The sequence below is a fragment of the Arthrobacter sp. 179 genome (genome assembly GCF_052379645.1).
Lineage (GTDB): Bacteria > Actinomycetota > Actinomycetes > Actinomycetales > Micrococcaceae > Arthrobacter_H.
Map to the genome: position 1 here is coordinate 117,676 of NZ_JBQSYU010000001.1, position 23,929 is coordinate 141,604.

Annotated in this window: 23 protein-coding genes and 1 pseudogene; 12 read left to right on the forward strand and 12 right to left on the reverse strand. The window is 66.2% G+C overall.

Annotation, left to right across the window (positions count from 1 at the left end; genetic code table 11):
* Positions 1-7: 7 nt before the first annotated feature.
* The 7 genes from ACT3UE_RS00630 to ACT3UE_RS00660 all read right to left on the reverse strand — a co-directional run bounded on the left by ACT3UE_RS00630 (position 8) and on the right by ACT3UE_RS00660 (position 7,278).
* On the reverse strand, positions 8-1,219 hold the full coding sequence (locus tag ACT3UE_RS00630; RefSeq protein WP_444566088.1) for a hypothetical protein: 1,212 nt from the start codon (positions 1,217-1,219) through the stop codon (positions 8-10).
* A 121-nt stretch (positions 1,220-1,340) separates the two neighbouring features.
* Complete coding sequence (locus ACT3UE_RS00635) at positions 1,341-1,733, reverse strand: VOC family protein (protein WP_086996672.1); 393 nt, start codon at positions 1,731-1,733, stop codon at positions 1,341-1,343.
* A 305-nt stretch (positions 1,734-2,038) separates the two neighbouring features.
* Positions 2,039-2,443, reverse strand: coding sequence for a DUF779 domain-containing protein (locus ACT3UE_RS00640; RefSeq protein ID WP_086996675.1), 405 nt, complete (start codon positions 2,441-2,443; stop codon positions 2,039-2,041).
* Positions 2,444-2,544: 101 nt separating this feature from the next.
* Positions 2,545-3,579: an alcohol dehydrogenase AdhP gene (gene adhP / locus ACT3UE_RS00645; protein WP_086996678.1), complete on the reverse strand. Its 1,035-nt coding sequence runs from the start codon at positions 3,577-3,579 to the stop codon at positions 2,545-2,547.
* An 88-nt stretch (positions 3,580-3,667) separates the two neighbouring features.
* Positions 3,668-5,191 carry an acetaldehyde dehydrogenase ExaC gene (exaC, locus tag ACT3UE_RS00650; RefSeq protein ID WP_444554770.1) on the reverse strand — a complete coding sequence of 508 codons (1,524 nt, stop codon included), beginning with the start codon at positions 5,189-5,191 and terminating at the stop codon, positions 3,668-3,670.
* Positions 5,192-5,332: 141 nt separating this feature from the next.
* On the reverse strand, positions 5,333-6,649 hold the full coding sequence (locus ACT3UE_RS00655; RefSeq protein WP_444554771.1) for a GAF domain-containing protein: 1,317 nt from the start codon (positions 6,647-6,649) through the stop codon (positions 5,333-5,335).
* Positions 6,650-6,795: 146 nt separating this feature from the next.
* Positions 6,796-7,278 carry a MarR family winged helix-turn-helix transcriptional regulator gene (locus ACT3UE_RS00660; protein WP_444554772.1) on the reverse strand — a complete coding sequence of 161 codons (483 nt, stop codon included), beginning with the start codon at positions 7,276-7,278 and terminating at the stop codon, positions 6,796-6,798.
* A 164-nt stretch (positions 7,279-7,442) separates the two neighbouring features.
* Here ACT3UE_RS00660 and ACT3UE_RS00665 point away from each other — a divergent pair, with 164 nt between their 5' ends.
* The 3 genes and pseudogenes from ACT3UE_RS00665 to ACT3UE_RS00675 all read left to right on the forward strand — a co-directional run bounded on the left by ACT3UE_RS00665 (position 7,443) and on the right by ACT3UE_RS00675 (position 9,338).
* On the forward strand, positions 7,443-8,180 hold the full coding sequence (locus ACT3UE_RS00665; RefSeq protein ID WP_444566089.1) for an MFS transporter: 738 nt from the start codon (positions 7,443-7,445) through the stop codon (positions 8,178-8,180).
* Positions 8,181-8,184: 4 nt separating this feature from the next.
* Positions 8,185-8,877 (forward strand): annotated as a pseudogene (locus ACT3UE_RS00670) (MFS transporter); the annotation flags it as partial.
* Positions 8,878-9,038: 161 nt separating this feature from the next.
* Positions 9,039-9,338, forward strand: a complete 300-nt coding sequence (locus ACT3UE_RS00675; RefSeq protein ID WP_444554774.1) for a DUF4193 family protein — start codon at positions 9,039-9,041, stop codon at positions 9,336-9,338.
* Positions 9,339-9,399: 61 nt separating this feature from the next.
* Here ACT3UE_RS00675 and ACT3UE_RS00680 read toward each other — a convergent pair whose 3' ends face one another.
* A complete protein-coding gene (locus ACT3UE_RS00680; RefSeq protein ID WP_444554775.1) occupies positions 9,400-9,567 on the reverse strand; it encodes a hypothetical protein in 168 nt (55 codons plus the stop codon).
* A gap of 83 nt (positions 9,568-9,650) precedes the next feature.
* Positions 9,651-10,799: a lipid II:glycine glycyltransferase FemX gene (locus ACT3UE_RS00685; RefSeq protein ID WP_444554776.1), complete on the reverse strand. Its 1,149-nt coding sequence runs from the start codon at positions 10,797-10,799 to the stop codon at positions 9,651-9,653.
* A 165-nt stretch (positions 10,800-10,964) separates the two neighbouring features.
* On the opposite strand from ACT3UE_RS00685, the gene ACT3UE_RS00690 reads away from it, so the two are divergent.
* The 8 genes from ACT3UE_RS00690 to ACT3UE_RS00725 all read left to right on the forward strand — a co-directional run bounded on the left by ACT3UE_RS00690 (position 10,965) and on the right by ACT3UE_RS00725 (position 19,657).
* Complete coding sequence (locus ACT3UE_RS00690; RefSeq protein ID WP_444554777.1) at positions 10,965-11,306, forward strand: metal-sensitive transcriptional regulator; 342 nt, start codon at positions 10,965-10,967, stop codon at positions 11,304-11,306.
* A gap of 19 nt (positions 11,307-11,325) precedes the next feature.
* Positions 11,326-11,547, forward strand: coding sequence for a heavy-metal-associated domain-containing protein (locus tag ACT3UE_RS00695; protein ID WP_444554778.1), 222 nt, complete (start codon positions 11,326-11,328; stop codon positions 11,545-11,547).
* Positions 11,548-11,571: 24 nt separating this feature from the next.
* On the forward strand, positions 11,572-13,833 hold the full coding sequence (locus ACT3UE_RS00700) for a heavy metal translocating P-type ATPase (RefSeq protein WP_444566090.1): 2,262 nt from the start codon (positions 11,572-11,574) through the stop codon (positions 13,831-13,833).
* Between the two features lie 112 nt (positions 13,834-13,945).
* A complete protein-coding gene (locus ACT3UE_RS00705) occupies positions 13,946-14,452 on the forward strand; it encodes a MarR family winged helix-turn-helix transcriptional regulator (protein ID WP_444554780.1) in 507 nt (168 codons plus the stop codon).
* A complete protein-coding gene (locus tag ACT3UE_RS00710; RefSeq protein ID WP_444554781.1) occupies positions 14,449-16,125 on the forward strand; it encodes an MDR family MFS transporter in 1,677 nt (558 codons plus the stop codon). Before ACT3UE_RS00705 ends, ACT3UE_RS00710 begins: the two co-directional genes overlap by 4 nt.
* Positions 16,126-16,150: 25 nt before the next feature.
* Positions 16,151-17,089 carry an NADP-dependent oxidoreductase gene (locus ACT3UE_RS00715; RefSeq protein ID WP_444554782.1) on the forward strand — a complete coding sequence of 313 codons (939 nt, stop codon included), beginning with the start codon at positions 16,151-16,153 and terminating at the stop codon, positions 17,087-17,089.
* A gap of 171 nt (positions 17,090-17,260) precedes the next feature.
* Positions 17,261-19,288 carry a choline BCCT transporter BetT gene (gene betT, locus ACT3UE_RS00720; protein WP_444554783.1) on the forward strand — a complete coding sequence of 676 codons (2,028 nt, stop codon included), beginning with the start codon at positions 17,261-17,263 and terminating at the stop codon, positions 19,286-19,288.
* Between the two features lie 183 nt (positions 19,289-19,471).
* Entirely contained in the window at positions 19,472-19,657 is a 186-nt protein-coding gene (locus ACT3UE_RS00725; RefSeq protein ID WP_444554784.1) for a hypothetical protein, read from the forward strand.
* Positions 19,658-19,669: 12 nt separating this feature from the next.
* Here ACT3UE_RS00725 and ACT3UE_RS00730 read toward each other — a convergent pair whose 3' ends face one another.
* The 3 genes from ACT3UE_RS00730 to ACT3UE_RS00740 all read right to left on the reverse strand — a co-directional run bounded on the left by ACT3UE_RS00730 (position 19,670) and on the right by ACT3UE_RS00740 (position 22,335).
* On the reverse strand, positions 19,670-19,888 hold the full coding sequence (locus tag ACT3UE_RS00730) for a hypothetical protein (RefSeq protein WP_444554785.1): 219 nt from the start codon (positions 19,886-19,888) through the stop codon (positions 19,670-19,672).
* Between the two features lie 192 nt (positions 19,889-20,080).
* The gene (locus ACT3UE_RS00735) at positions 20,081-20,917 is read right to left on the reverse strand and encodes a phosphosulfolactate synthase (RefSeq protein WP_444554786.1); all 837 of its coding nucleotides are present in this window, start codon (positions 20,915-20,917) and stop codon (positions 20,081-20,083) included.
* Positions 20,914-22,335 (reverse strand): MmgE/PrpD family protein, encoded by a 1,422-nt coding sequence (locus tag ACT3UE_RS00740; RefSeq protein ID WP_444566091.1) that lies wholly within the window; start codon positions 22,333-22,335, stop codon positions 20,914-20,916. Before ACT3UE_RS00740 ends, ACT3UE_RS00735 begins: the two co-directional genes overlap by 4 nt.
* Positions 22,336-22,672: 337 nt before the next feature.
* Here ACT3UE_RS00740 and ilvA point away from each other — a divergent pair, with 337 nt between their 5' ends.
* Entirely contained in the window at positions 22,673-23,926 is a 1,254-nt protein-coding gene (gene ilvA / locus ACT3UE_RS00745; RefSeq protein WP_444554788.1) for a threonine ammonia-lyase, read from the forward strand.
* Positions 23,927-23,929: the final 3 nt, after the last annotated feature.

The window sequence follows — 23,929 nt, forward strand, 5'->3', positions numbered from 1 at the left end:
GCTATCGTTACCTGTTCGTTATATGACCGGAGCCGTCGTTGCGGGGTTTTTCGTCCTCCAGGGGGCCTGCGGGCAGACCGGGGACCGCGGGCTCGACGCCGGCAGAGGCCACCACGGCGGTGGTATTGCGGATGAAAACCACGAGCCAGGCGAACACGATTCCGGCCGCTGCGAGCTCGAGAGCCGTGAGGTTGTAGTACTGCAGCGGACGCCACAGGGCCGCTGCCGCCACGAGCGCGCCGACCGCCAGATAGGTGAGCAGAAAGAAGGCCTTGGGGAACCCCGGTAGCCACAGCGGAACCCCGGCCAGCAACACCAGCAGGAACACCGCGAGGACCCGCACAAAGAATGTATGCACCGGCTCGAATGTATTGACGGGGAACAGTCCGATGCCGACCATGCACACCCCGCCGGCAACCAGGCAGGTACGCACCACCCCGGGGCGGGGGCGCATGAGCCGTTGAACGCCCAGGGTCCGGTGCCAGCGCCGGGCACCCGATTCGTCGTGGCGTTTGGCGGCGGCGACGACGTCGGCCCATTGCTTCAGGTCACGCGTGATGAACGCGGAGAGAGTGGTCAGGATGATCCCTGAGGTCGTGATGGTGGTGTTGAACGTCCAGAAGGACGTCAATCCGGCTTGCCCGGTGCCCAGCTCGCTGAACATGGAGTGCCACCACAGCGGGTTCTCCGCATACAGCATGCTCACCAGCATCCCGGAGGACATGAAGACCGCCAGCATCACCGACAGGGCGATGGCGGTGATACGCGCCCCGGAGATATATCCGAAGTAGCCAGCGACACCAGCTGAAACAGCCAACATCACCGTTCCGGCCACCGGATCCACGGTCAGGCCCGAGAATGCCTGCTGGAAGAGTCGGAAAAGCACCAAGGCGGACATCGTCGCGATCGAGGCGTGCACCACCAGCAGGGCTGCGACGTCGAGGATCTGCCGGATGACCGGACGCGCACCGAGCCACAGATGGACGGTACGGATGTTCTGGACGTATCCGGCCACGAATCCGGCACCGGCCATCACCCCGGAGACCACCGAGGCATAGATCGCCACCGACCCGTCCCCGGCCAAGGGTGGCCGGTATCCACGAAACTCGATGGCACCGACGATGACAGCCAGGATCCCCGCGACGACACCGGCCCAGATCGACCGGGATTCGATGTCCAGTTGGCGCCGGGCAGCGCCGGGCGTTCCCTGGTCCTTCATCGGTCGGGGGCCTCCTGACGGCTACCACGGGGCGGGGGGGTGTTCACCTCGATTCTGTCATGGTTGCCCCCGCGGGGAGGACGCGCCGGGTCGCCTCAGTGGCCGATGAGTTCGCTGCGGATCAGGAAGCGGGTGCGAAGAACTCGAGCGCGTTTCCGTCGGGATCCGCAAACGAAAGCCCCGAACCATAGTGGGCTTCGACGATTTCGCCGTGCTCGATTCCCCAGGTGTCCAGCTGATCCCGCCAGCGCACGAGTTCTTGATAGTCGGCGCATCCGAAACCGACATGGTCCATCCCCGCTCGTCGGGCGTCGAACCGGTCGTTGGAGTCCGTCACCGGGTGGAAGTGCAGCCCCAGCAGCATTCCGCCGTCCAACGGATAGACCTTGTGCCAGAAACCGCCAGCGTCCTCATCCAACACGGGCGAAACACCCAGGAGCCGTTCGTACCAGGCCGAGCTGCGGTCCAGGTCTGTCACGGTCAACGCGACGTGGGCGATGGGAGGGAAAGTCATGGGAACTCCTTAGTTTGTTGATGGCGGCAGCTTCGTATACCAGCCGTCGGATCCGGTCTGACGGTAAGTGAGGCAAGGAAATTGGTTCCAGCCCAGGCGACTGGAAGAGGTGAGAATACTGGCCGGGTTGTCTCAGCAGGAACACCAGCCTGACGAAACATCTCGCGATTGTGGCCTGCCGGCCACCCGCCGGGGACTTCCCTGTCCCGAGTGATCTGTCCTCGCCAAGGAGCGCGGGTACCGGGTGGCCGATGGTCCCAGGCTCCCTGCGCCACGGGTCGGCCACCGGCTTGCAAGGTCGGGCCTCAGCCGTCGATGAGTTCGCTGCGGATCAGGAAACGCTTGCCTTCCGGAGCCTCGAGAGAGAAGCCCCCGCCCCTTCCATCAACGACATCGACGGTGAGCAGGGTGTGTTTCCAGTATGCGAACTGTTCCTTCGACATCCAGAAATCAATATCACCCAGCGGGGTGCCGTCGTCGTCCTTCAGTCCGAAGACACCCAAGCGGATATCGGCGTCGCCGGTGATGAAGTCCCCTTCCGGGAAGCACATCGGCGATGAACCATCACAGCATCCACCCGACTGGTGGAACATCAGCGGCCCATGGCGGGCCCAGAGGCTGCGCAGCAGCACCTGGGCGTCGGCGGTGAGCCGGACGCGGGTGAAGTCCTCACCTTCTATGTCGGGGCGGGCGTCGAGCACGGTATCCACGGCGTTCTCCTTCTCCTCAGGGGCCGTGACCCCGGTCCGGAACCGCTGGATTGCGGCTCCGGACCGGGGGCATGACGGCAGTGTTCCTTCCCGGAAACCGTTTAGACGGTGGTCCCCGTGTAGTCGATGACCACTCGGCCATCGATCTTGGCGTGGCGCATTTCGTCGAAGACCGCGTTCACGTCCTCGAGCGGGCGAGTGTGGAAGGTGGGCTTGATCTTGCCCGCCGCATAGAACTCCAAGGCTTCTATCATGTCCTGACGGGTGCCAACGATGGACCCCCGGATGGTCAGGCCCTTGAGCACAATGTCGAAGATGGGGGCGGGGAAATCTCCCGGTGGCAGTCCGTTGAAGACGATCGTGCCGCCGCGCCGGGTCATGCCGATGGCTTGACCGAACGCGTCCGGATGCACGGCCGTGACCAGCACTCCGTGGGCACCACCGGTGGCTTCCTGGATGGCTTCGACCGGATCGGCGGCGAAGGCGTTGACCGTCACTTCGGCGCCATGGCTGCGCGCCAGGGCCAGCTTCTCCTCGGCGACGTCGACCGCGGCGACCCGCATGCCCATGGCAACCGCATACTGCACGGCGATATGCCCGAGACCGCCGATCCCTGAGATGACCACCCACTGACCGGGCTTGACCTCGGAGCGCTTGAGCCCCTTGTAGACCGTGACCCCCGCGCAGAGGACCGGGGCGATCTCGTGCGGATCGGAGCCTTCCGGGATATGGGTGGCGAACTTGGCCTCAACCAACATGTACTCGCCGAACGATCCGTCGACGGAGTATCCACCGTTGGTCTGGGATTCGCAGAGCGTCTCCCAGCCAGTGCGGCAGAACTCGCAGTTCCCGCAAGCGTTGGCGAGCCAGGCGTTGCCGACCATGTCGCCGACCTTCACCTCGGTGACGCCTTCGCCGATCTTCTCGACATAGCCGACACCCTCGTGTCCCGGGATGAGCGGAAGCTTGGGTTGGACCGGCCAGTCGCCACCGAGCGCGTGAAGGTCGGTGTGACAGACGCCGGAGGCGATCAGCTTCACCAATGCCTGGCCGGGGCCCGGCTCCGGGACCTCGGCGGTGGTGATGTCGATGTCGTTGCCGAACTCGTGGACGATGGCTGCATTCATGGTACTCATGGTGTTTCCTGCTCTTTCGGGGTTCGGGGTTCGCGGGTTCCGGCGTCGGTGCCGGAACCCGTGGACTGCGGTTGGGGCAATAAATGGTTTAGAAGAACCCCTGCTTTTCCTGCGCGTAGGAGACCAGCAGGTTCTTGGTCTGCTGGTAGTGGTCCAGCATCATCAGGTGGTTCTCGCGCCCGATGCCCGAGGACTTATAGCCACCGAACGCCGCGTGGGCCGGGTAGGCGTGGTAGTTGTTCACCCAGACCCGGCCGGCCTGGATCTCGCGCCCCGCACGGTAGCCGGTGGCTCCGTCGCGGGTCCACACCCCGGCACCGAGACCATAGAGGGTGTCGTTGGCGGTCTTCAGCGCATCGTCATAGCCACTAAAACGGGCCACGGAGACGACTGGCCCGAAGATCTCCTCCTGGAAGATCCGCATCGAGTTGTCCCCGGCGAAGATCGTCGGTTGGACGTAGTAGCCTCCGGAGAGTTCGCCTCCGAGGTCGGCACGGCCTCCACCGGTGAGGATCTGGGCGCCTTCCTGCTTGCCGATGTCGATGTAGGACAAGATCTTCTCCATCTGGTCGTTAGAGACCTGGGCGCCCATCATCGTGTCCGTATCCAGCGGGTGTCCCTGCTTGATGGCTTCTGTCCGTGCGGTGACGTCGCCCATGAACCGGTCGTAGATCGAGTCCTGCACCAGGGCGCGGGAGGGGCAGGTGCAGACCTCGCCCTGGTTCAGCGCGAACATGGTGAACCCTTCCTGTGCCTTGTCGTAGAACGCGTCGTTCTGCGCGGCAATGTCCTCGAAGAAGATATTCGGGCTCTTTCCCCCCAGCTCAAGGGTGACGGGAATGAGGTTCTGCGAGGCGTACTGCATGATCAGCCGGCCGGTGGTGGTCTCACCGGTGAACGCGATCTTGCGGATGCGCTTATTCGACGCCAGTGGCTTGCCGGCCTCGGTGCCGAATCCGTTGACCACATTGAGCACTCCCGGTGGAAGCAGGTCCCCGATCAGCTCCATCAACACCAGAATCGACACCGGGGTCTGCTCGGCGGGCTTGAGGACGACTGCGTTGCCCGCGGCCAACGCGGGTGCCAGTTTCCAGGTAGCCATCAGGATCGGGAAGTTCCAGGGAATGATCTGTCCGACCACGCCGAGCGGCTCGTTGAAGTGGTAGGCGACGGTGTTCTCGTCGATTTGCGAGAGCCGCCCCTCCTGCGCGCGGATGGCCCCAGCGTAGTAGCGGTAGTGGTCGGCTGCCAACGGCAGATCAGCATTAAGGCACTCGCGGATGGCCTTGCCGTTGTCCCAGGTCTCGGCGACGGCAAGCATCTCGAGGTTCTCCTCGATGCGGTCGGCGATCCGGTTCAGTACGCCCGCCCGCTCGGCGGCACTGGTCCTGCCCCAGGCCGGTGCCGCGCCTTCGGCGGCATCGATGGCCGCCTCGATGTCCTCGGACGTGCCGCGGCCGACCTCGCAGAAGACCTTGCCGGTGATGGGGGTGATGTTCTCGAAGTATTCGCCCTTCACGGGGGCCTTCCATTCACCGCCGATGTAGTGCTCGTAGCGCGGCTTGAAATCCAGTAGTGCCCCATCGGTTCCGGGGGTGGCGTAAACGGTCATGACAACTCCTTTGTTGGCCACCGCTGGCATTGCCGGGCCGAGCGGCCCGGAGCCGCGATGGCGGATTCCGCGTGATGTGGATCACGGTACGTGGTCAGGGGTTGCATCGACGTTGCATCGCCGACCGGCCACGGCCGAAGGTCAGGCCAGTTCCGCGTCCAGCCGCTGCAGCCGGGCCACCACGACCGATCGGTGCGGTGAGCGCGCGGGAAGGACCTGCAGGGCGGTGCGCAGGCCCTCGACGTCGGTGCCGGCCTCCGGCAATTCGAGGTAGTCGAGCAACGTGTCGGGATCGGCATCATTGAGCATCGACTCGCGCAGGGCGCCGGCCACCTCGCCGCGGATGTCGATGATCCCGGGCGCCTCGGAGCGGGGCAGGACCGGACCGGTGTAGGCCGCCAGGGCCTGCCGATGGCGCCCCGCCCCGAGATGGCGCAGGACGTCCCGGGCATCGACCGTGACGGCGGGGCCGATGCGGTAGGGACGCGACTCCAACCCGATCCGTCCCGCCTCGGGTCCCAACGCCTTGCGCAGTCGGGCCATTTCGGCCCGGACACTGACTAGTTGTCCGACGTCCCCGAACAGCAGGTCGGCGAGTTCGGAGGCACCCAGCCCACCGCGGTTCCAGCCCAGCAGGGTCAGGATTTCGGCGTGGCGACCGCCCAGCACCCTGGCTGGTGCCGCACCATCGAGGGTTCCGGCCGCGGAGCCCAGGACCTGCAGCCGGGTCGCGGGCGAGGAGGCCCGCGGGGACGGCAGCACGAGTTGATGACCGCGGGCGGCGGCCTGGAGGGCGTCGACGTGCAACTGCGCTTCGGCGGCGGCGACCGCCGCCCGCAGCAGCGTCAACGAGTGGCTGGCCACCGCGTCGTCGTGGCCCGTCAGATCGACCACGCCGAGCAGTCGGCCGGTCACCGGGCAATGGATGGGGACCGCGGAGCAGCTCCAGCGGTGCGCCTCCGGGCTGAAGTGCTCCGCCCCGCTGACCTGCACGCCGGTCCCGGTGACCAGGGCCGTGCCGGGGGCCGAGGTCCCGACGGAGCGTTCGGACCAATCGGCTCCGGGGACGAAGTCCATCCGTTCGGCGGCGTTGCGCACCGAGGTGTCGCCTTCGACCCAGAGGAGGTGCCCGGCGTCGTCCCCCACGGCGACGAGCAGTCCCGTGTCCTTCGCCGGCTGGACCAGCAGGCGGTCGAAGACGGGCATGAGCGAGACCAGCGGGTGGCTGCGTCGGACATCGGCGAGCTGAGGATCGCTCAACCCGTGGCGGGCGGCGGCCCCGGAGGGGTCGTCGTGGAAACCCAACGAACGGATCCATGAGTCATGGACGACCGGACGCAGCCGGGGGAACCCGGGGTCCTGCACCCCCGCGGGCAGGGGTTGCCCCGAGGACAACCGGGCGTGGGCGCGCTCCGCGGAGCGTTGCCATCCCGGCGATGCCGGTGACGTCCAGGCCATGAGGCAATACCACCCTGACTGTGAAGGTGCGCGGCGGTCCGCACTCGCCACGGGCACCGGGGACCAGAACCACGGATGTGGCCCATGACACACAGTCTAGGTTCACGTCCCCGACCTTGTCTAGCGGCGCGGATGCCGAGGGGACTCTACGGCGTGGAACCCCCGTCGGGGTCCTCGGGCGCCTCGGGGTACACGTCGAGAAACCGACGCAAGGTCTGCAGGAAGGTGGCGGCATCGTCGGGTCCCAGCTGCTGCAGTGCTGTTTCGTAGGCGCCCAGGCTCGTGACCAGGTCCTCCTCGAAGGCCGCCACTCCCGCGGGGGCCGAGAAGAAGACGTAGGCGTTCCCTCCTTCCGGGCGTGAACGTCCCAGCAGTCCAGCGGCATGCGCCGCGTTGACCTGACGGTTCACGGTGGATTGCTCCAGCCGGAGGCTGTCGGCAATCTCACGCAGGGTCCGATGCCGGCCGTCGGAAAACAGCCACAGGATGCGCAATTCGGAGGTGCTCAAATGCAGCTGGGCCTCCAGGGCCCGGCGTTGCAGATCAAGGCTCGCGAGATAACTGGCCAGCAGTCGGGCCCGCGATACGCCGCCCGCCTCGGGCAGTGGCCACCGGTCACCCATTCTCATCTCCGCATCGTGTCGATTAGGTACACCTCTTCCAACATGTGTATTCTACATATCTTAGCTTATGTAACTTACACACCCAGGTGGGGTCGGGCCCACGCAACGAAAGAAGTACATGGAAGAATCAACGTCCACCGTCAACACCCCCCCAGGAAGAATCCTCGGGCATGGCCCGGCATCCCCTGCTGGCGGTCGTCGTGCTCGGCTTCTCAAGCCTCTGTGCGGCCCTCACACAGTCGCTGGTCATCCCGATCCAGCCGGACCTGCCCGCCTTGCTGGACACCTCCGGGAGCAACGCCGCCTGGGTCGTCACCGCCACGCTCCTGGGCGGGGCCGTCGCCATGCCGGTGGCCGGCCGCCTGGCCGACATCAAGGGCAGGAAACCCGTTCTGGTGGTCTCCGCGCTCACCTTGCTGCTCGGCTCGCTCGTGGCCGCCGTTTCCAACGCCTTCATCCTCGTGGTCATCGGCCGGGTCCTGCAGGGACTGGCCATGGGATACATCCCGGTGGCCATCAGCTTCGCCCGCGAACTCTCGGCTCCCCGGATGAGGAATGCCGCGGTGGCCGGGATCAGCGCGACCCTGGGCGTCGGGGGCGCCCTCGGCCTGCCCCTGGCCGCGTGGATCTCGCAGGAATACAACTGGCACGCCCTCTTCTGGCTGACGGCCGGACTGGGCCTCGTGGTCACCGTGCTCTCCGCCACGGCGTTGCCCCACCGGGCCATCCAGCACCCCGCCACCTTCGACGCCATCGGCGCCCTGGGTCTGGCGGCAGGCATCGTCGGCATCCTGGTCGGCGTCTCGAAGGGCAACGACTGGGGCTGGCTCTCCATCGGAACCCTCGGCGCGATCGTCGGCGGCCTGCTGGTGCTGGCGTTGTGGGGGGGTCTACGAACTCCGGCATGACGAACCGCTGGTGGATCTACGCTCCACGGCCCGCCGCCCGGTCCTGCTCACGAACATCGCCGCGGTCCTGATGGGCTTCGGCATGATGGCCCAGTCCATCGTGATCCCGCAGCTGCTCGAGATGCCCTCCTCCACCGGCTTCGGCCTGGGCCAGAGCGTCCTGGAAGCGGGCCTCTGGATGGCACCGGGCGGACTGATGATGCTGCTGTTCTCACCGATCTCGGCCGGGTTGATGACGCGGTTCGGCGGGCGCACGACGCTGGCCCTGGGGGCCTTCGTCATGGCCGCCGGCTACGGCTTCGCGTTCCTGCTCACCGACGCCCCCTGGCAGCTCATGCTCGCCTCCTGCATCGCCTGCGCCGGCATCGGCATCGGTTACGCGGCGATGCCGATGCTCGTCATGGACAACCTGCCGGCCGCCGAGGCCGGATCCGGGGTGGGCGTCAATGCCCTGATGCGCTCCATCGGCACCACCAGCGCCGCCGCGGTGATGGCCATCGTCCTGACCAGCAATTCGGTCACGCTGTCCCCGGGGACCACCCCGGTCCCCACGCAGGACGCCTTCAGCCTGTGCTTCCTGATCGGCGCGCTGGCCGCCGTGGCCGCCGGTGCCGTCACCCTGACCATTCGTCGTCGCCCCCTGTTCGAGGCGACGCCCGAGGAGTCCGAAAAGGTCCCGGAACCGGCAGGCGTCTGATCCTGCCGCCGGCAGCCTGCACCGCAGGCCGCCGGCGGCAGGACCCGGGGGGACCACCCACGTCCCCGCCGAGACCCCTGCCCATGAAACCCGGCTTGTGTCGGCCACTTCCCGTCGCCTACCATGTCGCTTTCGATCCGTTGAATGCTCAGGAGAAACACATGGCTGTTGAATACGATGAGGTCCGTCCCGACGTTGCCGAACGTGACGAGGAAACCCTCAAGCAGGTCAAGCAGATTGACGCGCCCAACAAGAAGACCGCGGTCGAGGAGCTGGACGAGGAAGAGCCCCTTGATGGCGACGAACTGCCCGGAGCCATCATCGACGAGGAGCTCGTCGTCCAGGTGCGTCCACAGGCCCAGGACGAGTTCACCTGTGGTGAGTGCTTCCTAGTTCGCTACCGGTCTCAGCTGTCCCGCGAGAAGGACGGCATGATGATCTGCAAGGAATGCGACGGCTGATCACCGCCGGAAGGAATTCCACCGTCCGCGAACGGTGGAGCCGCTGCCCGGAGCGGGTAGCTCAGGCGGTGCAGGCCTCGTTGGAGCACCCCGCATCCCTGCGGATCCAGTGCGCCTCGGCCGATCCGGTGTCCTCCCAGACGACATGTCGATGCTGGCCGCAGGAATCACAGGCCGGAGCCACGTAGGCGGCCTTCTCCGCATCGGTGTATGCACGGTAATCGCCCATTGCTGCCTCCAGGTCTCGGTCGCTATGGCGCCACCATATGCCCGAACTCCGGCGGGCGGTACCCCCTCGGCAGCGGCGGAGGCTCAGCCCCGGTCGCGCAGGCGCATATAAAGATTGAACGCCGCGGCCACTGCCTTGTTCAGCGGGTAGTCCCACTCCCCCAGCGTCTGCACCACATCACAGCCCAGGGTGGTCTTGAACTGCGTCAGGCCGGCCAGGTGGTGTTCGTTGTCCAGCGTCGCAGAGACCCCGCCGAGGTCCAGGAACGTGCATCCTTCCGCCAGCGAATCGGTGATCATGCGGTGGATCAGCGCCTTGGGGGCATAGAGTTTGCGCTCCGCGCTCGAGGAGGCCCCATAGGTGTACCAGGCACCCTGTCCGGTGCGGACTCGGATGGCCGCAGCCAGGTCCCGCCCCTCGTGGACGGCGAAGTAGACCGTGAAGGTGCCTGGCGCGTGGGCGTTCAGGGCCTTCATCATGGTGGTGAAGTAGCTCGCCGGACGCCCGGTGAAACCATCACGTTCGGCTGTTTCCTGGGACAACGCGTGGAACCGTTCGATGTCGGCGATCCCCCCGACCTGGATCTCCAGCGGACCGGCGGCCGCCTTGCGGGCCTGCCGCCGGGAGTTCTGGTTCATCTGGGCCAGCACCCCGTCGAGGTCCAGCGCCTGGCCGTCGGCTGAGATCAACGGGATCCGTCCCGAGAACTCGGGCTGTCCGGCGGTGAAGTCCTCGCTGACCTCCTGCTTGGTCCAGCCCAGTCCGCGCAACTGCTCGGCGAGCGCGGCGGCCCGGTCATCGACCTGCAGAGGTTCGAGCTCGGTCACCAATGAATATCCGCCGGCTGCGAGGGCCTTCCGGACGGCGGCCGTCCCCCAGCTCCGGGTGATCACCGGCGGGCCCATGCGGACCAGGAACACCCGGCTGGCCTTGAAATGGGCCAGCATCGGCGTGGTGATATCCGTCGGATCCAGTACGGACCAATCGGCAACGGGCCCCTCGGGCAGGTAGGCCAAGGTGTACTTCAGGACCGGGACCGGGCGGTGCAGCACCTGCACCGACGCCCGCAGGGCGCCCTGTGGATCAAACCAGCCGAGGTACTCGGCGCGCCATTCGCTCTTGACCCCGGCCCAGGCCGGGAGCTGCATGAAGCTGGTCTCTGGAAATGAAGCAAGGTGCGCGAGGTGGTCGGCTGCGGGAATCTGGCGGACCGAAAGCTGGGTGGATGTCACGCAGGTCAGCATAGCAATGCCTGGCGGCTCGTTTGCGGTCCCACTCCGCACGACGCGGCACCGCGATCCTGGACACCCCGGCGTCCATGCACCGCCGTCACCCCGGGTCCCCATACCCCTATGGGGTACTTGACCAGATACCCTAGGGGGGTATAAATTGGCGTCATGGACACCACCTTGCCGACCGCTGGCCAGCCAGCAGACGAACATCGCGAGCACGGCTACACCGCCGATAAACAGGCCCTGCTCAAGCGGCTGGGCCGCGTCGAAGGGCAGGTCCGCGGGATCGCACGGATGGTGGACGAAGAAAAGTACTGCATCGATATCCTCACCCAGATCTCGGCGATCAACGCGGCACTGCACAAGGTCAGCCTCGGCCTGGTCGAGGAGCACATCGGCCATTGCGTCGTCGGGGCCGCCCAGGATTCGCTGGAGACCGGTGACCCGGAAATCGTCAACGACAAGGTCCGCGAGGCCTCGGCCGCTATCGGCCGCCTCCTCCGCTGACCCCCGAACAGGAGCATAAGTGAGCACCACCATCAGCATCACGGGCATGACCTGCACCCACTGCGTCGCCTCCGTCACCGAGGAACTCTCGGAGATCGAGGGCATCACCGGCGTCGAGGTCGATCTCGTCGCCGGAGGAGTCTCCACCGCACGCATCGAGTCCACCGGGCCGCTCGGTGAAGCGAGCCTCCAGGAGGCCGTCACCGAGGCCGGCTACGCCCTCGTCCCCACGAACACCTAAGTCGTCCCCGCCAGGAGCATCACCATGGAACAGCACGTCGACCGCACCACCGCTGAAGCCCGGGTCCTGGACCTGGACATCCAGGGGATGAGTTGCGCCTCATGCGTCTCACGGATCGAGCGCAAGCTGGGCAAGATCGAGGGCGTGGAAGCCAGCGTGAACCTGCCGCTGGAATCAGCGCGGGTCACCGCCCCGGCCTCGGTCAGCGACGCGGACCTGCTCACAGCGGTCGAGGCCGCCGGCTACGGCGCCTCGGTCAGGCAGGATCCACACCACCACCCCGGGGCCGCTGCGCAGGACCACCCGGGCGACCCCGGCGAAGGCCCCGATCACCTGAACCACGGCGGAAGCGCCGAGGACCTGCGTCCGCGGCTGATCGGCGGGGCGATCTTCACCATTCCGCTGTTCCTGATCTCCATGGTCCCCGCCCTGCAGTTCCCCCATTGGGGCTGGGTGGCCCTGGTCTTGGCGACCCCGGTGACCTGGTGGTCGGCCTGGCCGTTCCACCGGGCCGCGGCGGTCAGCGCCCGGCACTTCTCCTCCACCATGGACACCCTGGTCTCCATCGGCGTGCTGGCCGCCTATCTCTTCTCCCTGTGGCAGCTGCTCCTGGACCCGGCCATGACCGCCGAGACCGGGATGGGCATGTCCGACCACCAGCTCTACTTCGAAACGGCCGGCGTCGTGGCCACCTTCCTACTGCTGGGCCGGTGGCTCGAGGCCCGCGCCAAGACCACCGCGGGCGATGCCCTGCAGTCGTTGCTGAGCCTGGGCGCCAAGGACGCCACCGTGCTGCGCGACGGTGCCGAAGTGCGCATCCCCGCCTCGGATCTGGTTCCCGGCGATGAGATCGTCGTGCGCCCCGGGGAGAAGATCGCCACCGACGGCTACATCCTCGAGGGGGAATCGGCCATCGACACCTCGCTGATCACCGGTGAATCCGCCCCCACCGACGTCGGCCCCGAGGACACCGTCACCGGCGCCACCATCAACACCTCGGGCCGGCTGCTGGTCCGGGCCACCCGGGTCGGCGCGGAGACGACGCTGGCCCAGATGGGCCGGATGGTCTCCGATGCCCAGACCGGCAAGGCGCCGATCGCCCGGCTGGCCGACCGGATCTCGGCGGTATTCGTCCCGATCGTGCTGGCCATCGCCGTGGTCACGTTCATCCTGTGGTTCACCCTGTCCGTGGACCTCCAGTCGGCCTTCACCGCGGCGGTATCCGTCCTGGTCATCGCCTGCCCCTGCGCCCTGGGTCTGGCCACCCCCATCGGCCTGCTCGTGGGTACCGGACGGGGTGCACAGCTGGGCATCCTCATCCGCGGGCCCCAGGTCCTGGAGGACACCCGCCGGGTCGATACCGTCCTGCTGGACAAGACGGGAACCGTCACCGAAGGCCGGCTGGCCTTGGCCGACGTGATCGCCACCGCCGACGTCGACCGGGAAACCATCCTCGCCTTCGCCGGGGCCGCCGAATCCGGGTCCGAGCATCCGATCGCCCAGGCCATCACCGCGGCCGGCCGCGCCACCGGCACCATCTCCGCCTTCACCTCCTCCCCCGGAGGCGGGGTCCGCGCCACCGTGGGTTCCTCCGTCGTGGTCGTGGGTTCACCCGCCTGGCTGGAGGACAACGGGACCGCGCCCGACGCCGCCTCGCTCACCGCCCTGTCCTCGGCCCGGAAACAAGGCACGACGGCGGTGCTGGTGGCCGTGGACAGCTCCGCCATCGGAGTGATCGGGCTGCGCGACACCGTCCGCGAATCCTCCCCGGCAGCGATCAAACGCCTGCGCTTCCTCGGCTTGCGACCCATGCTCCTGACCGGGGACAACCAGGAGGTGGCCGCCCAGGTGGCCACCTCGGTCGGCATCGACCCGGCCGACGTCTTCGCCGGGGTCCTGCCGGCGGGCAAGGTCGACAAGGTGGCCGAAATGCAGGCCACCGGCGCCGTGGTGGCGATGGTCGGCGACGGCGTCAACGACGCCCCGGCCCTGGCCCGGGCGGACCTGGGACTGGCCATGGGATCCGGAACCGACGTGGCCATCGAAGCGGCGGACATCACCGTGATGGGCAACGACCTGGCCCAGATTCCACAGGCCATCGAACTCTCCCGCAGAACGCTGGGCATCATCAGGACGAACCTGTTCTGGGCGTTCCTCTACAACACGATCGGCATCCCGGTCGCCGCCCTGGGGCTGCTCAACCCCATGATCGCCGGCGGTGCCATGGCGGCCAGCTCGGTGCTGGTGGTCCTGAACAGCCTGCGTCTGCGCGGCTTCGGGAAGTAGCCGGGGCCCTCCCTTCCAGGGCTTTGTGCCAGCATTTTCCGACGCGGCAACTTGTTTGCTTACCCTAAACAAGTAAGTTATCGTGGTCCGGTAGCAACGCAAGGAGCCAATAGTGATCAATGACCAAGAAGCCGGCAAGATCCTCTCGGAAATGGTGCAGACCAGTCGGACTTTCCGCCTGGCCGGCCAACGCAATAAGGACCAGAGCTTCACGGGGACCAGGTTCGGATTCCTGCAGCATCTGCGCCACCGTGACGCCCGTTTGGGTGAGCTGGCGTCCCAGCTTTTCGTCTCGGCACCCGTGGCCTCGCGGGCCGTGGACTGTCTGGAAGCCGACGGACTGGTCGGGCGCCGCCCCGATCCCGAGGACGCCCGGGCCCAGCTCATCTCCATCACCGACCACGGGCGAACGAAGCTCACCGACAGTGAAACGCACGCCGTACGCCGGTTCGCCGCCTCCCTGACCGACTGGTCCACGGAGGACGCCGAACAGGCCATCAACCTCCTGCAACGCCTGAACCTGCACCTGGAAGAAATCACCAGGGACCCCGAACTTCATGGACCCCACGGGGCCGACAAGCTAACCACCTCCGACACCGGAAGCGAGTTGATGGGATGACGTCCTCCACCTCCACCACCGCAGCAATCAACACCGAAGAACCACGGGAGTATTCGCATCGCGAAATCCTCCAGGTGATGACCGGTCTGCTCGCCGCACTTTTCACCGCGATGATCTCCACCACCATCGTGTCCACAGCACTGCCCACCATCATGGCCGATTTGGACGGCACCCAGCGTCAGTACACCTGGGTCATCACCGCCAGCCTGCTGGCGATGACAATCGCCACCCCGATCTGGGGCAAACTCTCGGACCTCTTCAACAAAAAGACCCTGGCGCAGATCGCGATCATCATGTTCGTGGCAGGCTCCATCGCCGCCGGACTCTCCACGACCATCACCTTGATGATGACCGCTCGCGCGGTCCAGGGCGTGGCCATGGGCGGGCTCATGGCGCTGGTGCAGTCGATCATGGCCTCCATCATTGCCCCTCGTGAACGTGGACGCTACGCCGGCTACATGGGTGCCGTCATGGCCGTGGCCACGGTGTCCGGGCCGCTGATCGGTGGGGTCATCACCGATTCCCTGAACTGGCGCTGGACCTTCTTCGTCAGCGTCCCCTTGGCCGTCGTCGCGTTGATCCTGCTTCAACTCAAGCTCCATCTGCCGACCATCAAGCGTGCCAACCTCAGCATCGACTACCTCGGCGCCATCCTGGTCTCCGTATCGGCCGCCATTCCGATGCTCTGGGTGACCTTCGCCGGGAGCGAGTATGACTGGATCTCCTGGGAGTCCGGCGTCTTCTTGGCCGCCTTCCTCATCGCCGCCGTCTTGGCGGTGATCGTCGAGTTGCGGGCCCCCGAGCCGATAATCCCCATCCGGGTGCTGCGCAACCCCACTGCTGCGTGGATGATCGTCGCCAGCGTCGGTGCCGGTGTCGGCATGTTCGGTTCCGGCGTGTTCCTGACCCAGTACTTCCAGCTCGGTGACGGGCGCACGCCCACAGCTGCTGGCCTGATGACCATTCCGATGATCCTCGGCCAGACGCTCTCAGCCATGATCGGCGGACTCATCGTCACGCGGATCGGACGGTGGAAGCCGGTGATGATGATCGGCAGCGTCATCATGCTCATCGGCCTCGTCGGTTTGGGCACCATCAACCACGACACCTCCTACCTCTACGTCGCGATCTTCATGGCCCTCATGGGTCTGGGCATCGGCACTCTGGTCCAGAACGTCGTGCTGGCCGTGCAGAACACGGTCGACGTCACCGAGGTCGGTGCGGCCTCAGCGGCCATCGCCTTCTTCCGCTCCTTGGGCGGGGCCATCGGCGTCTCCATCCTTGGCGCCGTGTTGACGAGCCGCGTCAGCACCAACATCTCCGAAGGCCTCGAAAAGCTAGGCATTCCCGCCGGCGCCATGTCAGCAGGAGGCGGGGACACCGAACTGGATATCAGCGGGTTGCCCGCACCGGTTCAGGAAGTGTTCCACAATGCCTACGCCGATGCGTTCGGCCCGATCTTCATGATCGCCGCCATGATCGCCGCCGTCTCTGTCATCGCCATCGCCATCGTGCGCGGCGCCCCGTTGCGCACCACGGTGGCCATGAACCCCTCGCCCAAGACCCCGGTGCCCGACAGGAGTCAGGACGAGGACGGAACCCTGGAGGGCGACGGCGCGACCCAGCCGGGGACATCGCCCACAACACCACCATCCTCGGGTCACCAAGACTGAGAACGAGGAGAAACAGGAGTCGAACATGCAGGACATCAACACGATGAAGGCCTTCGTCCTTCCACATCGTGATGCCCAGACCGTGGAACCGGCCCGCGTGCCGGTTCCACGGATCGGCTCCGACGAACTGCTGGTGCGTGTGCACGCCATTGGCGTCGGGATCCACGATTCCTATTTCCTGCCCGGGGACGCCCAGTACCCCTACCCCATCGGGATCGAGGCGGCCGGCGTCGTCGAGGAAGTCGGCAACGACGTCACAAGCCATGCCGTCGGCGACCGCGTGTCCTTCGTCAGCGCCATGCAGCCGGGCGGAGGCACGTGGGCCCAGTGGACCGCAGTGAAGGCGGAATCAATGATCCTGCCGATACCCCAGGGCATGAGTTTCGTTGCGGCAGCGGCTGTTCCGGTGGCCGGGAACACTGCGTTGAAGGCGCTGCACACCGTGGCCGATGTCCCGTCAGGTGGGTCACTCTTTATCGCCGGCGGATCCGGGGCCATCGGCACGTTCGCCATCCAACTGGCCCGTCAGCGGGGCTTGCGGGTCGCCGCCTCGGCATCGGCTGCCAACCACGGCTACCTTCAGTCGATCGGGGTTGAAAAGGCCGTCGACTACCACGACTCCCGATGGCGCGAAGAGGTGCTGGCCTGGATGCCCGGAGGGGTTTCGGCCGTGATGGCAGTCCAACCCGGCACGACGGCGGACAGTCTGCCAGTGCTCAGGGACGGCGGGACCCTGGTCTCGATTTCCGGTGACCCGCTGGTATCCGAGCGCGGGGCCCACCTGACCGGGCTCCCCTACCAGCTCGACGTCCGGACGGAGCTCGGTGAACTCATGACCCGGATCGCCTCCGGACGGGTCCACCTCGAACTCGAGCGGGTGTACCCGTTCGACGAGGCCCTGGAGGCCCTGGCAAAGGTGCAGACCCGTCGGGCTCGAGGAAAGGTCGTCCTGGAGCTGGTCTAGCCTCCGGCGGCCCCGGCAGGCATGGGCGTGTTTTGGACCGCTCGTATGCCGTTTTGTGGATATGTGACAAAGCCCCGTGTTAACGTGTCCTAAGCGTCGGCCCGGGCTATCTCCGGGCCATGGGGCGCGTGATCCATCGAATAACCCGACTTGAGGAGCGCCAAAAACGCGATGAGCGATCTACATCCGGCACCTGCAGACCAGGCCGACAGCGAATCCGGTGGTGAGCCGCCCAAGGGTTCGGCGCCGGTCAGGTGGCCGGTTTTCATCGCCTCGCTCGTCGGGGTCCTTGCCGTCGCGATCTGGACCCTGTCCGCGCCGGATCAAGCCGAGGCAGTCATCGGTGAACTGGTCGCCTTCGTCTCCACCAGTTTCGGCTGGTTCTACATCCTGCTGGCCACCGTCATCCTGGTCTTCGTGATCTACCTGGGGATGTCCCGGTTCGGGCACATCAGACTGGGACCCGACGATTCCCGCCCCGAGTATTCGACGTTCGCCTGGGCCGCGATGCTCTTCGCCGCAGGCATCGGCACCGACGTGATGTTCTTCTCCGTCTCCGAGCCGGTCTCGCAGTACCTGAACCCGCCGGTCGGCCAGGGCGAAACCATTGATGCCGCGCGGGAAGGAACCTTCTGGACCCTGTTCCACTACGGAATCACCGGTTGGGGCATGTACGCGTTGATGGGCATGGCCCTGGGGTACTTCGCCTACCGGTTGAATCTGCCGCTCGCCGTCCGTTCGGCCCTCTTCCCGCTCTTCGGGCGACGCATCAACGGCGTGCTCGGTCACGCCGTGGACACCGCCACCGTCCTCGGGACGATCTTCGGCGTCGCGACCAGCCTGGGCATCGGCGTGGTGCTGCTCAATGCCGGACTCAACATCATCTTCGGCATCGCCATCGGAACGGCGGCGCAAGTCGGACTGGTGGTCCTGGCCGTGATCATGGCAGCCATCTCGGCGACCACAGGTGTCGACAAGGGCATTCGCTTCCTTTCCCAACTCAACGTGATCCTGGCCATCGCGCTGGCCGGCTGGGTCCTGGTCACCGGAAACACCCGTTTCCTGCTTGATGCGATCGTGATGAACGTCGGAGACTTCATCAGCATGTTCCCGGGCATGACGTTGCAGACCTTCGCCTTCAACGACGTCGACGAATGGATGTCGCTGTGGACGTTGTTCTTCTGGGCCTGGTGGGTCGCCTGGGCTTCCTTCGTCGGCATGTTCCTGGCCCGCATTTCGCGCGGTCGGACGATCCGCCAGTTCGTCCTCGGCACCATGGTCATTCCCTTCAGCTACATCGTGATGTGGGTATCGATCTTCGGAAACGCCGCCCTGTCCCGCGTTCGTGGCGGGGATACGGAGTTCGCCGACACGGCAGCATCGGGCAGCGGCCTGGGCTTCTTCAACCTCCTGCAGCAGTACCCGCTCTCCGGGGTGGTCATTGCCGTCGCAGTCCTGGTCGGCCTGCTGTTCTATGTCACCTCCGCCGACTCCGGCGCCCTGGTCATGGGCAACCTGTCGTCGCGCCTGCGGAGCGTCCAGGAGGATTGTGCCCCCTGGTTGCGCATCACCTGGGCCGGGACCACCGGCCTGTTGACGATGGGCATGCTTCTGGTCGGCGGGATCACCGCGCTGCAATACGCCACGATCATCATGGGCCTGCCGTTCTCGATCGTCTTGATCCTGGTGATGATCAGTCTGTGGAAGGCGTTGCGGGTGGAGGGCCGCAGGGCCGATACGACCACCGGCACCCGGGCCCATATCCTGGCGGCACGGTTCGAAGGCCGCGAAACCTGGAAGACGCGACTGTCCAGGGTCACCAACTTCGTGAGCCCCGATGATGCTCGACGAGATCTCCGGGACCTGGTGCTCCCTGCCTTGCAGGAGGTCTCCAAAGAGCTCAACGAGCGCGGCGTGCCCGCCCGGGTATCGGTGGAAGAGGGCGAGAGGCCGGCAGTACAGCTGACCACCAACGCCTCGTCGGACCCGTTTGTCTACCGGGTGCAATTCGAGCTCGTTCCGGTGCCGGCCTACGGCGGCCGGATGGTCGGGAGCAGGGACCAATACGCCCGGCTGGAGGTCCACCTGTCCGCCGGCGGGCAGGACTACGACGTGATGGGCTTCTCCAACACCCAGCTGATCCACGACTGCCTCGACCACTACGAGGAACATGTGGAATTCCTGAGGACCGCGGACTAGACACCACGGGGCAGGCGCCCTCGCAGCCGCTGCTCAGCGGAGTCCGTTCCCTGCCGAACGGGCTCCGCTGCCCTTTTTAATTGCTGCCCCGCGGAGCATGAACACCCCGGCCAGGGCAATCGTCACGCAGTAGGAGACCGCCGGCGGCTCCTGCGGCCGCAGGGAAGGAGGGGAGTCAACGCGGTGGCGACCGCCCGGGTCGATGCCGACTCATCCGCATGGGTGCGGGTCCTCTACGACGGCCTGTCCCTCGAGGACGCAGGGGTGCAGCTCGACGGTCGGCTCGAGGACGCCCGGACACTGATCGACCAATTCACCACCGCTGGCACAGCGAAGGCCGGGTCGCGAACTCCTCGCGGCCCGGCCTGAGACATCACGGCTCTAGCGCCAGGCGTTGCCCGACTTCTCCTCGTAGCCCGCGAAGGCCTTCTCCAAACCGGCCAGGACTTCGGCGGATGTTTCGAAGAGGGCCTTGAAGCGCGGTTCGTCGACCTTGTCGACGTCCTCGCGTAGATGCTCGGCCAGCTCCGTCAGCCGGGAACGAACCTGCATGGTGTGCCGGCGCGGATCGCTTTCGGGCAGGGACTTCGGGTCGGTCATGGCGTACCTCCATTTCATGGCTCCGGTCGGGAGGCCGGGGCCGAACGAACCATCGTCATCGATGGCCTACCCCCATGATCCCACCGCTCCGGCTCCCCGGACAGGGAACGTCTCGGAGATCACCCGGGGCAAAAAAGCACCGCCGGCGCATGGCCTGGCCATGCGCCGACGGTGTTGATTTCCTTCCGGGGCCTAGGGGGCCGGGTTGATGACACGCCCCCAGGTGGACTTGTTGCCCCAGATGTTCTGCCGCAGGCCCTCCAGCTGGAGGATCTGCGAGTGGTCCACGAACAGGTTCACTTCGTTCCCGTAGTTCTTGATGTACCACTCGAAGACCGGTCCGTCGGCAGCCTCGAACATCACGTTTTCCAGCCCCACCGAGTTGATGATGGATGCGGCGGCACCGGTGTTCCATTCATCGACGTTCTCGGTGATGCCCTCGGATTCGATCATGATGATCTCGGCCCCGGCCTCCAGGCACCGGGTGGCACGGTCCGTCAGGTCGCCGATGTCCTTCATCGACTCCGCCGCCAGTTCCGCCTCCCCGGAGTCCCCTCCGGAACCGACCTGGATGCCCAGCTCCGGTTTGGCCTTCAAACCCGCCTGGGTGACCTTTTCGACCAGACGTAGCAGCCCGGTGGTGTTGAGCATGATGAAGCCGGTGGAGATTTCGATGGTGTCGAACCCCACGTCCTTGGCCTCCTTCAGATACTGGTCCACGGCGTCGTTCCCGTAGCGCAGCACGGTCTCGATCCACCCCCCGGAGGAGACGTAGGATCCGTGGTCGTGGGCGATGTCGCTGAATTTCCTGACCTGTTCGGGTGGCACCAGGGCGAAGGAGCCGCCCGCCCATTTGATGCCGTCCACCCAGGGGCCCGCCACGTCGAAGACGTCCTGCAGATGGCGGGTGCCGAAGGTGGAGTAGTAGGGGGCGCGGATCTCGGTCAGTCCCGTGGTGCGCGGCTTCGCCGGACGGTACGCCCGGGGAACGAAGTTGAATGAAACGTCTTGGGCAATCTGGTTGGTCATGCTGTCTCCTGAGAAAACTCGCGCCGATTCGGGCTCGAGGGTGTACTGGACCGCCGGGTGCCGACCTGGGCCAGCAAGACGGTCAGATCCGTGACCTGGTGTTCGTCGATGGTGTGCACCGTCTCGGCGATGCTGTCGCGCAGCTCGTGGCTGGCGAAGGGTGCGGCGAGGGCATCGAACTTCTCTCGTGCCCCCTCCCAATCCAATGGGTCGTCGTGGAAGCCCTGGTAGGAATCCCGGGCCGAATGCAAGCGGGTTCCATCGGCCAGGATGACTTCCAGGTCCGCCGGCATGTGCTGCGGGAAACGCCGGGAGAATTCCGGGTCCTCGCTGATCTCCACCCGGCCCATCAGATCCTGGACGTCCCGGGCGACGATGCGCTCGGGGGTGTACTGCCCGGGGGTAACCTCACCATCCAACAGGGCGACGGCGAGCATCCACGGCAGGGAATGGTCGGCTTCCTCCTTGGTGGTGATGTTGCGCTTATCGCCTTCCTCCCCACCCCCGATGATGTTCCAGGCGACATCGAAGGTCCGGAGACGGACCGAACCCACCTTGGCGGCGTCGAAGCCTTCCTGGCTGCGGATGTCCAGGGCGGCCTCCAGCGCGGACTGCGAATGGATTTCGGCATTGTGCTTCTTGATGATCGTGCGCAGCACGCTTTCCAGGTCCTCGACCGACCAGTCGATGCTGAAATCGCCGGCGATGGTTTCCTTGAAGCCCTTATTGCCTTCGAAGACCTGGGCCGGGCCGGTGATCCCGCGTGAAGCCAGCAGTGCCGACCAGGTCCCTTCCTTCGCGACGTGCGGGTAGGCCAGACCCTTCCAATGGCTGAGGTCCCCGGTCCGGGTCACCCGCAGGGCGTTGTTGGCGGTGCCGGCCATTGCGATGGCGTTGGCCGTCTGCTCCGCCGTAAGGCCCATCGCCTTGGCGGCGGATGCGGCGGCCGCGTAGGCCCCTTGGGTCGTGTGGTCGAAGCCCTTGTCCCGGACCGGGGCGACATCCGAGAGGCGGGTGTGGACCTGGTAGGCGACCGCCAGGGCGTCCAGGAAGGTCTTGCCGCTGGCCCCGGCCATTTCCGCCGCGGCGAGCGCCGCGCCCAGGTTGTCGGAAGGGTGGTTGGTCTCCTTGGGGGCCAGATACGAATCCATGAAGTCCAAATAGCGTGAAAGTGCCGAGTTGAAGAAGGCCACCCGTTCGGCAGTGGACTTCCCGCCTCCGATCATGGTGGCCTGCTCGGTGCCTCCCAGATCCTCCAACAGGCCCCGGATCGAGGAGATGGGTTCGGCGTCGAGGGCCCCGATCGCGACCCCGAGCGTATCCAGGACATGGATCTTCAGCTGCTCGCGCGCCGCGGCCGACATCCTGGCCGAGTCTGCTTGATGGACGAAGGCTGCTAGTTCCTGTACCTCAGTCATGTGCACTCCCCACTGTTGAAACGGAACCCTAATTATTTATTAGGTTTACCTTACTTAGTTTAGTCACGTCTTTATGCCCTATCAAGGGTGGGGGTGTGTGATGTTGAACGACCCACCGGGGACGCCGGCTGGCCGTCGGCGGGCCGGGGCTCTCGCGCACCCCAAATATTTGATTTATGGTGAAGGGGATTACTCCCGAACGAGGTGGGTGGATCCACGTCGGCCAGGGCGCGGGTGCCGAAGATCCGAGCATCCGACCTCCTGGTCCCCCGCTCCTGCGGACGAGTCGACCCCTGGCCTTCGGGAGTTCCGTTCTTCGAGGTGGAGGAGTTTCATCATGTGCGCATCGGGTCCGGTCAACGACGGCGTCTCGCCGATCGCCCTGTCCGACATCAAACAGGCCAGGGAACTGCTCAGCGGGGTGACAGCCTGCACGCCGATCGAAACCAGCTCCTCGGTCAGCGACCTCGCCGGGGTGCCGGTGTTCCTCAAATGCGAGAATCTGCAGCGGACCGGCTCCTTCAAACTGCGCGGGGCCTTCACCCGGCTCTCGGCGCTCGGCCAGGACGAACGCCGACGCGGGGTCATTGCCGCCAGCGCGGGCAACCATGCCCAGGGGGTGGCCCTGGCCGCCCGCGAGTTGGGGATTGATTGCCTGGTCTACATGCCCGTGGGGGCGGCCCTGCCCAAGGTGACGGCCACCCGCGCCTACGGTGCCGAGGTGCGCCTGGCCGGTGGCGACCTCGCCGAATCCATCGAGTTCGCCCAGGCGGAGGCCGCCACCAGTGGACGCGTCTTCATCCCCCCGTTCGACCACGTCGATATCGTGACCGGCCAGGCCACCCTGGGCCTCGAGGTGTTGGAGCAGGTCCCCGACGTCGGGACGATCATCGTCCCCACCGGGGGCGGGGGCCTGTTGGCCGGGGTCGCCACTGCCGTGCACCTCTCGGGATCCCGGGCCCGGGTCATCGGGGTGCAGGCCGAAGGGGCCGCCGCCTTCCCTGCGTCACTGCTTGAAGGAGCCCCGGTCCGCCTGGACAAGATGTCCACCATTGCCGACGGGATCGCGGTGCCTTCGCCCAGCGAACTCACCCTGGGCATCGTGCGCGATCATGTCGCCGAGATCCGTACGGTGACGGAGGAGCAGATCGGCGAGGCGATGCTGCTGCTGAGCGAGCGGGCCAAACTGGTCGTCGAGCCCTCGGGGGCGGCGGGCGTCGCCGCCGTGCTCGAAGGGGGCGGGGATCTGGAGGGGCCCGTCGTCGTCGTGCTCTCCGGCGGGAACGTCGACACGCTGGTGCTGAACCGGGTGCTGCAGCATGGCCTCGTGGCGGCGGGACGCTTCATGCAGATGATCGTCCGCGTCCCGGACCGGCCGGGGTCGCTGGTCGAACTGCTGACCGTGCTGGCGCGTACCGAATGCAATGTGGTGAACGTCGAACACGACCGCACCACCAGCGGGCTCGCGGCCACCGAGGTGCAGATCGGGGTGAAGGTCGAGACCAAGGGCCAGGACCATAAGGTGGAGATCGTTGCCGAACTCAAACGGCTCGGCTACGAGGTCTCCTACCCGGCCTTCGAAACCGCCTGAGGC